A 9,771-nucleotide genomic window follows, 5' to 3' on the forward strand; every position below is an offset into this window, starting at 1 on the left:
ATGGACATAGATGAAGTAGCTATCTTAAATTCTATTCCTTCGGCCGAAGGAGCTATCCAGGTAGCCATGGAAAAGCTGCCCATTACTATTCACGGCAGCAACTCCATAGTGCTGGGGTTTGGGCGGACCGGTACCACTCTCGCCCGCATGTTGCGTGCCCTGGGGTCGCGTACCGTGGTAGTAGCCCGCAATCCCGCCCAGCGGGCCAGGGCCTTTGAGATGGGACTGGAAACTGCCGATTTACCTGAACTTCCAGTCATAGCAGCAGGAGCAGACGTTATTTTCAATACTATACCGGCCCTGGTATTGGATGAGCGGGTCCTTTTACAGGTGCGGCCCGGCACTTTAATTCTGGACCTGGCTTCTTCCCCCGGTGGCACTGATTTTGAAGTTGCCCGGCAGCTTGGTATTACTGCCCTTCTGCTTCCAGGGTTACCCGGCAGGGTGGCACCGCGGACTGCCGGGGAAATCCTGGCCCGGGTTGTTCCCCGGCTGCTGGCCGAACAGTTGGCCCTCTAGCTTCCGGCTTCTAGCGGAGGTGCTGGTCATGCGCTTAAAAGATGTACGGGTGGGTTTCGCCGTTACCGGTTCCCACTGTACCCTGGATGAGGTTATGGTCCAGGTCGAGAATCTGGTCAGGGAAGGCGCTGTTGTCTACCCGATCGTCAGTGCAGTGGTAGATAGTACTGATACCAAATATGGTCCCGCTCAAAAGTGGAAAGATCTTTTGAAAAAAATTACCGGTCATGTACCCATAAACACTATAACAGGTGCTGAACCCATCGGCCCGGGCAAGCTTTTAGACGTGCTGGTGGTGGCCCCGTGTACGGGCAATACGCTGGCCAAGCTGGCTAACGGTATCACCGATAGCCCGGTCCTGATGGCTATTAAAGCTCACCTGCGCAACCTGCGCCCGGTGGTTCTGGCTATTTCCACCAACGACGGGTTGGGCATGAACGCCAGGAACCTGGGTCTGCTTTTAAATACCAAGAATATCTACCTTGTTCCTTTCGGCCAGGATAACCCGCTTGAGAAACCCAACTCTCTGAAGGCAAAGATGGATCTCATTGTCGAGACAGTTCTTCTGGCACTGGAGGGAAAGCAAATACAGCCTGTACTCATAAATGTATCGTGATGCTGGTTGCGGGGGAGCCGGGGAGAATTTTTCAGGTGAGGCCCGTTGAGGACTGATTCGGGCCGAGTTTTTTGATCTTAAAGGGGACGTGCCATTTAATGGTGAGAGGCCCGATAAAATAGATTTGAGATGATTGCTTCTGAAAGGAGGAATTTTTCTTTGTACAATGTAGTGGTTGTAGGTGCCTCCGGAGCGGTGGGGCAGGAAATTTTAAAGGTACTGGAAGAAAGAAATTTTCCCGTTGGGGAGCTGAAATTGTGTGCCACCAGCCGTTCTGCCGGAAAGCAAATGGTTTTCCGGGGCAGAACGTACACGGTTGAGGAAACCAGCTTTGATTCCTTTGACGGTATGGATATTGCACTGTTTGCCGGCGGTGCTGCCAGTAAAGAATTCGGCCCGGCGGCAGTGGAACGGGGCTGTGTGGTGATTGACAACAGCAGCAACTTCCGTTTGGACCCTCAGGTCCCGCTGGTGGTGCCCGAGGTTAACCCCGAAGATGTCAAGTGGCACCGGGGGATTATTGCCAACCCGAACTGTTCCACAATCATTATGGTGGTTCCTCTAAAGGCAATCAAGGACGTTGCAGGCATCAAACGGGTGGTGGTTTCCACGTATCAGGCTGTTTCCGGTGCCGGAATGGAGGCTATCGAAGAGCTTACTGTCCAGACCAGGGCTGTTCTGGATGGCCGGGAGCACCTGCCGAAAGTTTTTCCCTATCAAATAGCTTTTAACCTCATTCCCCACATTGATGTATTCCAGGAGATGGACTATACTAAAGAAGAGTGGAAGATGGTAAAGGAAACCCGGAAAATCCTCCATGATGACCAGCTGGCCATTACAGCGACTACCGTCCGGGTTCCGGTTTACCGCAGTCATTCCGAATCGGTCAATGTGGAGACCGTGGAAAAGCTCACGGCCCAGAAGGCCAGAGAGGTACTGGCAAATTTCCCGGGTATTGTGGTCCTGGATGACCCGGCCCGGAAAGAGTACCCCATGCCTCTCTTCTGTTCACACCGGGATGAAGTTTTTGTAGGCCGCATCCGGGAGGATAACTCCACCGAACGGGGGCTCAACCTGTGGGTGGTGGCAGATCAGTTGCGAAAGGGCGCAGCTACCAATGCCGTTCAAATTGCCGAACTACTGATTAAATACCGTTGTCTTCGGGGGAGGCAATAAATGAGGTTCTTAGTGCAAAAATTCGGTGGGACGTCTGTAGCCACGCCACAGGGGCGGGAAATGGTGGCTGCCAAGGTGGTGGCAGCGAAAGAAGAAGGTTATATGCCGGTAGTTGTGGTTTCAGCCATGGGGCGCAATGGGGACCCTTATGCTACCGATACCCTGATCAATATGGTCAAGCAGATAAACCGGAATGTTGCTCCCCGGGAAATGGACCTGCTGATGTCCTGTGGTGAGATTATTTCTGGCGTGGTGATGGTGGCCACCCTGGAAAAAATGGGTCACCCGGCGATTTTTCTCACCGGTGCCCAGGCTGGAATTATTACTGATAACAACTTTACCGGGGCAAGGATCCTGCGTGTTAAACCCGAGGCTGTCTTAAAACACGCCCGGGAGGGCAAGATAGTGGTGGTGGCAGGTTTCCAGGGTATCAGCGAGGAAGGTGAGATTACCACCCTGGGCCGGGGAGGCAGTGATACGACCGCCGCTGCCCTCGGGGTGGCACTTAATGCCGAGTATGTTGATATTTATACCGATGTGGAGGGGATCATGACTGCCGACCCACGCATCGTAAGCGATGCTGTGGCCAGAGACATCGTGACTTACGACGAGATCTGCCAGCTGGCCCATGAAGGGGCCAAGGTCGTGCACCCCCGGGCGGTGGAAATAGTAATGCAAAAAAATATCCCGTTAAGGGTAAAATCTACTTTTAGCGATGCTCCCGGCACACTGGTGACGAGTTCCGGTGAAGTATATAAGGGAACAATTGATATTACCAGAGACCGGATGATTACAGGGATTACCCAAATTCCAAACATAGTCCAGTTCAAAGTAGCTATAGATGAAGGTCCGGAAGGTTTAAAACAGCAGCGCCGTTTGTTCAAGGGCCTGGCCCTGGCGGGTATTAGCCTTGACTTTATCAATGTTTATCCTGATCAGGTGGTATTCACCGTTAAGGAGGAGGTAGCCGAGAAAGCCGCTCAGGTGCTGGAAAACACGGGTTTTGTTGCGGAGATTATACCGGGTTGTGCCAAAGTGGCCGCCGTAGGGGCGGGCATGACCGGTGTTCCGGGTGTAATGGCCTCAATCGTGGATGCCTTGACCAGAGAAAATATCCCCATTCTGCAGTCCAGCGATTCATATACCACCATCTGGGTACTGGTCAGGCAGGAGGATATGGAAAGAGCTGTCCGCGCGCTGCATCGTCAGTTTATCAGTGGCGTATAGGTAGTGGGTAAAGGGTACGCCTTAAAACGGAAGAAGGAAGGTGAATATTTTGGCCGTTGATTTTGGGCGTGTGCTCACCGCCATGGTAACGCCTTTTGGAAAGGATCTGGCGGTGGATTTTCAGCAAGCCAGGAAGCTGGCTCGTTATCTGGTACAATCCGGTTCCGATGGACTGGTAGTTTGTGGTACCACCGGCGAGTCCCCCACCCTGACCAGGGATGAAAAGATTGAACTTTTCCGGGTGGTGGTGGAAGAGGTCGGCGGGCAGGCTACGGTAATTGCCGGGACCGGGAGCTACAACACTGCCGAGAGTATCACCCTTACCCAGATGGCCGAAAAGGTGGGGGTGGACGGCGTCATGCTCGTTGCGCCTTACTACAACAAGCCGTCCCAGGAAGGGCTGTATGAACACTTTAAAGCCGTGGCGAGCAGTACCAATCTTCCTGTAATGCTTTACAACATTCCCGGCCGGACGGGGGTTAACATTCTGCCGGCCACGGTACTCCGGCTGGCCCAGATCGAGAATATTGTCGCAATCAAAGAAGCATCCGGCAACCTGGATCAGGTCAGTGAATTACGCCGGTCTCTACCTGATGATTTTGCCATCTACAGCGGCGATGATTCTCTGACCCTGCCTATGATGGCTTTAGGAGCCAAGGGTGTGGTCAGTGTTTGCTCTCATGTGGTGGGGACGCGGATTAAGGAGATGGTCAATGCTTTTACGGCCGGGAACACGACCCTGGCCACACAGATTCACCTGGAACTTTTCCCGGTTTTTAAGGTAATGTTCATAACTACCAATCCGGTTCCTGTCAAAGCCGCTCTCAATATGCTGGGTTATCAGGTGGGGGGGCCCCGTCTGCCTCTGGTCGAAGCCACAGCTCAGGAGAAGGAAACCATTAAAAACGTACTGGCGAGCCTGCAATTGATTTAAGCCTTTGCGCGTTATAACCTTCCTTGGCCCGTGGGGCGCGATATTAAGGGTGTTCAATTGGGGAAGTCATCCCCATTTTTTATTTTTTATCATGCGGGAAGGTTGTGACCTTGTATAAGTCCGGGGTAATCCAGTATAATTACCATGGGGCTTGATTGATTTCCGGCAGGGCTTGAGTTGATAAAGGAATATTTTCCCCGCCTTCTCCTGTTTTTTCTCACCGTAGCCGTGCAACTATAAACTTTATTTGAAAAAACAATGGGGAGGTGCATTTTTGGCCAAGGAACCGAAACTGGCTCTGATCCCCCTCGGGGGACTTGGTGAAATCGGCAAAAACATAATGGCGGTGAGGTTTGGGGAAAATATCCTGGTCATAGACTGCGGTTTAATGTTTCCGGAGGAAGGGATGTTGGGGATCGACGTGGTAATCCCCGATATCACTTATCTTCTGGAGAATAAAGATGCTGTGCGAGGTATAGTGCTTACCCACGGACACGAGGATCACATCGGTGCGCTGCCTTATGTGCTGAAGCAGTTGAACGTGCCCATTTATGGGACCAGGCTCACCCTGGGTTTGCTCCAGGGTAAGCTGAAGGAGCAAGGAGTGGCCGGTGAGGCAAATCTGGAGGTGGTTAAACCCAGGGATACCGTGACGATTGGTCCCTTTAAAGTGGAATTTATCAGAGTATCCCACAGTATTCCTGATGCGGTAGCCGTGGCCGTTCATACACCGGTTGGAGTTATTGTGCATACCGGTGACTTTAAAATCGATCAGACCCCCGTGGACGGAGAAGTTACAGATTTTTATCGTCTGGCTCAATTAGGGGAACGGGGCGTGCTGGTGTTGCTCTCTGACAGTACCAATGTGGAACGACCCGGTTATACCATGTCAGAGCGTATGGTCGGAGCCACCTTTGATGAAACATTCCGTCAGGCTAAGGAACGCATCATTATAGCCACCTTTGCTTCCAATGTTCACCGCTTGCAACAGGCTATTACCACCGCTCACCGTTACGACCGCAAGGTGGCGGTAATTGGCCGCAGCATGATTAATGTGATCAATATAGCCCACGAGCTGGGTTATCTTCATATTCCCGAAGGAACCCTGGTAGAACTGGAAGAAGCCAACCGTCTACCCAAAAATAAAGTGGTCTTCTTGTGTACGGGTAGTCAGGGTGAGCCCATGTCGGCCCTTACCAGGATGGCGCTGGGGGACCACCGGCAGGTGGAAATTCTTCCTGGTGATACCATTATTATTTCTGCTACCCCCATCCCGGGCAACGAAAAGCTGGTGGCGCGTATTATCGATCAGCTCTTCAAGCAGGGTGCTCATGTCATCTATGAGGCGGTTTCGGGTATTCATGTGAGCGGTCACCCCAGCCAGGAAGAGCTTAAACTGATGATCAATCTGGTCAAGCCGCGGTTTTTCGTGCCGGTACACGGTGAGTACCGTATGTTGATCAAACATGCGGAGCTGGCCCGCACCATGGGTATTCCGGCGGAGCATATTTTTGTGGCCGAAAACGGCCAGGTGCTGGAGTTTACCCGTCGTTCCGGGCGTATTGCCGGGCGGGTAACGGCGGGGCGCGTGCTGGTGGACGGTCTGGGCGTGGGTGATGTGGGTAACATTGTACTGCGCGACCGCAGGCAGCTTTCCCAGGACGGGATCTTGATCGTAGTCGTAACTATCAATCGCGAATTGGGTCAGGTTATGGCCGGGCCGGATATTGTCTCAAGAGGCTTTGTTTATGTGCGGGAGTCCGAGCAATTGATGGAAGAAGCCCGGCAAAGGGTCAAGGAGGCCCTGGAGAAGTGTAACGATCGGGGTCTTTCGGAATGGGCGGCTATCAAGTCACAGGTGAGAGACGTGTTAGGAAAGTTCCTCTACGAAAAAACAAGGAGAAGGCCCATGATCCTGCCCATAATCATGGAAGTATGAACACCGCATACTGGAAAGCCGGAAGGTCCTGGGACAAAGGCCTTCCGGCTCTTTACATGCGCCGGGTTTCCCTGATGCATACATAAAAACCGTATTGGCAAGGCGAACGCAGGTAGCGTGGCTCCGGTGGAACGCGGGTTCAGGTAGCCCGTGTTTGTGTTTATATGTGTATTTTATCCCTTCACATAACCATACTAGAGAAGAGAGAAAAACCTGTGAGAGGATGGGTAAAAGTGCCTGGTGATTGGACTATATGGGGCCACGAGGGAGAGTACCCGTGCACGCCTCCGGAAAACCCTCCGGAAGAGCCTGTTGCGCCCCCCAAGCGGGAAACCGATAACCCCGGGTCTACTCCGGCGCCCCAACGGGTACAGGGGCGTACTAAGGAAAGTATGGAATCCATTAAAGAGATGGGGTCCAGTTCCGTGCCTGAAGTTAAAAGCAACATTCACTGTTTGACCATTGTAGGCCAGATTGAAGGCCACCTGGTATTACCACCGCAAAACAAGACCACCAAGTATGAACATCTCATCCCTCAACTGGTGGCTCTGGAGCAGAGCCCGGATGTGGAAGGCGTGCTGGTGGTATTGAACACGGTGGGTGGGGATGTGGAGGCGGGCCTGGCTATTGCAGAAATGATCGCCAGCCTTTCCAAACCTACAGTATCCATCGTACTGGGCGGGGGACACAGCATCGGGGTGCCGATAGTGCCCCTGTCGCTACCCCAAAGCTTTTGACCTCCTCACAAATTTCATTCTTGATCGGAGGTGAGGATGTGATAAAATAATGGTAATAATTGAATAGTCAAACAGGTGCCTCATGAAGGGGAGAATAGGGAAGTCCGGACGGGTGGCATACCACCCGGAAACGGCGCGGTCCCGCCACTGTAGTCGGGGAGCTTGAAGCGGTCACTGGCCATCACTCAGTTCAGGTGAACCCCTTGGCAATGTGAGCTTGTTATTGCTAGCGAGAGAGTTGCGCTGAAGGGAGCTACACATGGCTGAGTGTCAGCTGGGAAGGCCGGGTGGAAGGAGCTATGATCCGTTAGCCAGGAGACCTGCCTGTTTGAGGGAATGGCTGCTCTCGCGAGAAAGGGCGGCCGTGCGCGGAGGATGATGGTAAAGTCCTCAGCCAGATGGTTGTTTTTGGCTGGGGACTTTTTATTTTATTTCATCCATGGAGGTGTTGCGGAAATGCCAACACAAATGGCCAGGGCTCTGGCCGGTGAGATCACGCCCGAGATGAAAAGGGTGGCCGGGCGGGAGGGGGTGGACCCGGAATTTATCCGCCGGGGAGTAGCGGAAGGCACCATCGTCATACCACGCAACCGCATGAGAAAGAACATCGATCCCGTGGGTATCGGAACGGGCCTTGCTGTGAAGGTGAGCGCCAGTGTGGGCCTGGCGGGGGAAAGGGACACCATCGAGGGGGAGGTGGCCAAAGTACGGGCAGCCCTGGAAGCAGGTACCGATGCCCTCATGGATCTGAGCGTGTGTGGTGACATTGACGGTGCCCGGCGGGCCGTGCTGGCCGCAACCACCACGCCCGTGGGTACCCTGCCAGTGTACCAGGCCCTGGCGGAAGCCCGGGAGAAGTACGGGGCGGCGGTCAAAATGAAGGTGGACGAGATGTTCGAGGTAATCGAGCGGCAGGCGGCCGACGGAGTGGATTTTCTGGCCCTGCACTGTGCCACCACGTGGCAGACCCTGCGGGCGGCCAGAAAGCACCGCCGCATCGATTACCTGGTCAGTCACGGGGGCAGCCACTTAATGGGCTGGATGATTTACAACCAGCGGGAGAATCCTCTTTATGAGCATTTCGACCGGCTGCTGGAGATCTGCCGCCGCTACGATGTTACCTTGAGCCTGGCCGACGGGTGGCGTCCCGGCTGCCTGGCCGATTCCCTGGACGCGGCCCAGGTGCAGGAACTCGTGGTGCTGGGGGAACTGGTGGCCCGGGCCCGGCAACAGCAGGTGCAGGTGATGGTGAAAGGACCGGGGCACGTCCCCCTGGGGCACCTGAAGGCCACCGTACAGCTGGAAAAGCAGATTTGCCACGGGGCACCCTATTTTGTCTTCGGCCCGGTGGTTACGGACATCGCCCCTGGGTACGACCATATTACGGCAGCCATCGGCGGGGCCCTTGCAGCCTGGGCCGGGGCGGAATTTCTCTGTTATGTCACCGCTGCGGAGCACCTGGGACTGCCCGATGTGGAGCAGGTGCGGGAAGGGGTTGTTGCCGCCCGTATTGCCGCCCATGCGGCCGACGTGGCCAGGGAACCACGGGCGGCGCAGTGGGACCTGGAAATGTCCCGGGCACGCAAGGCCCTGGACTGGGAGAGGCAAATCCAACTGGCCCTCGACCCCGGCCGGGCCGGTGCCCTTCGCCGGGAACGCAGCCGTGGTTCTCACCGGACGTGCGCCATGTGCGGCAAGTACTGTGCCATGCAGGTAGTAGGGGAATATCTGGGCAAAGAGCAGGGGGTGTGTTAGGTGATGACCCAGTTGTTGGCGGCCAGGGAGGGCCGCATCACGCCGGAGATGGAGAAGGTGGCCCGGCGGGAAGGAGTGGATCCGGAATTCATCCGTGCCGGGGTGGCTGCAGGTACAATCGTCATCCCGAAAAACAGGTTGCGGAAAGGGATCCGGACCTGCGCCATCGGGCGGGGCCTGCGGACCAAGGTGAATGCCCTCATCGGCACCTCCAGCGACCGGGACGACCCGGAAATGGAGGCCCGCAAGATCGAGGTGGCCATTTCCGCCGGGGCCGATGCCATTATGGACCTCTCTACCGGGGGGGACATCGACGGCATGCGCTTGTTAAGCCTCGAAAGGGCTACGGTTCCCGTGGGAAGTGTGCCCATCTACCAGGCTGGCATTGAGGCCATCGAGAAGAGGGGCGGCATTGTGGCTATGACCCCGGAGGACATGTTTGAAACCATAGAAAAGCAGGCCGCCGCGGGCATTGATTTTATGGCCATTCACTGCGCCTTGAATTTTGAGGTGGTGGAGCGCCTCCAGAAAACCGGCCGGGTGACGGATATTGTCAGCCGGGGCGGCGCTTTCCTCACCGGTTGGATGCTGCATAACAGGAAGGAAAATCCCCTCTATGAAGATTTTGACCGGGTACTGGACATTCTGAGGGAGTACGACGTAACCTTGAGCCTGGGCGATGCCATCCGTCCCGGGTGTATTGCCGATTCCCTGGACGGCTCCCAGATCCAGGGTCTGCTGGTGGCGGGGGAACTGGTGGCCCGGGCCAGGGAAAAAGGGGTGCAGGTGATGGTGGAAGGGCCGGGGCACGTGCCCATCCATCACGTGGAAACCACCATGCTTCTGCAAAAGCAGCTCTGCCACCAGG

Annotated in this window: 8 protein-coding genes, 1 pseudogene and 1 riboswitch; all 9 genes and pseudogenes read left to right on the forward strand. The window is 55.1% G+C overall.

The features are described from left to right. The coding region (locus ACPLUI_RS07180) for an NAD(P)-dependent oxidoreductase (protein WP_424659586.1) at positions 1-519 on the forward strand (519 nt) is incomplete at its 5' end. A gap of 28 nt (positions 520-547) precedes the next feature. Further along, the gene (locus tag ACPLUI_RS07185; RefSeq protein ID WP_424659587.1) at positions 548-1,135 is read left to right on the forward strand and encodes a dipicolinate synthase subunit B; all 588 of its coding nucleotides are present in this window, start codon (positions 548-550) and stop codon (positions 1,133-1,135) included. Positions 1,136-1,264: 129 nt separating this feature from the next. Then, on the forward strand, positions 1,265-2,311 hold the full coding sequence (locus ACPLUI_RS07190; RefSeq protein ID WP_424659588.1) for an aspartate-semialdehyde dehydrogenase: 1,047 nt from the start codon (positions 1,265-1,267) through the stop codon (positions 2,309-2,311). Next, positions 2,312-3,538, forward strand: coding sequence for an aspartate kinase (gene dapG, locus ACPLUI_RS07195; protein WP_424659589.1), 1,227 nt, complete (start codon positions 2,312-2,314; stop codon positions 3,536-3,538). Positions 3,539-3,587: 49 nt separating this feature from the next. Further along, positions 3,588-4,472 carry a 4-hydroxy-tetrahydrodipicolinate synthase gene (dapA, locus tag ACPLUI_RS07200; RefSeq protein WP_424659590.1) on the forward strand — a complete coding sequence of 295 codons (885 nt, stop codon included), beginning with the start codon at positions 3,588-3,590 and terminating at the stop codon, positions 4,470-4,472. A 274-nt stretch (positions 4,473-4,746) separates the two neighbouring features. After that, positions 4,747-6,411 (forward strand): ribonuclease J, encoded by a 1,665-nt coding sequence (locus ACPLUI_RS07205; protein ID WP_424659591.1) that lies wholly within the window; start codon positions 4,747-4,749, stop codon positions 6,409-6,411. Between the two features lie 251 nt (positions 6,412-6,662). Then, positions 6,663-7,118: pseudogene (locus tag ACPLUI_RS07210) on the forward strand (ClpP family protease); the annotation flags it as partial. A gap of 86 nt (positions 7,119-7,204) precedes the next feature. Further along, a riboswitch (cobalamin riboswitch) is annotated at positions 7,205-7,490 on the forward strand. Between the two features lie 114 nt (positions 7,491-7,604). Beyond that, entirely contained in the window at positions 7,605-8,903 is a 1,299-nt protein-coding gene (gene thiC, locus ACPLUI_RS07215) for a phosphomethylpyrimidine synthase ThiC (protein ID WP_424659592.1), read from the forward strand. A 3-nt stretch (positions 8,904-8,906) separates the two neighbouring features. Beyond that, positions 8,907-9,771: phosphomethylpyrimidine synthase ThiC (locus tag ACPLUI_RS07220; RefSeq protein WP_424659593.1), on the forward strand; the 865-nt coding region annotated here is incomplete at its 3' end.

Source organism: Desulfofundulus sp. (assembly GCF_049701015.1).
In the GTDB taxonomy this organism is placed as follows: Bacteria; Bacillota; Desulfotomaculia; order Desulfotomaculales; family Desulfovirgulaceae; genus Desulfofundulus.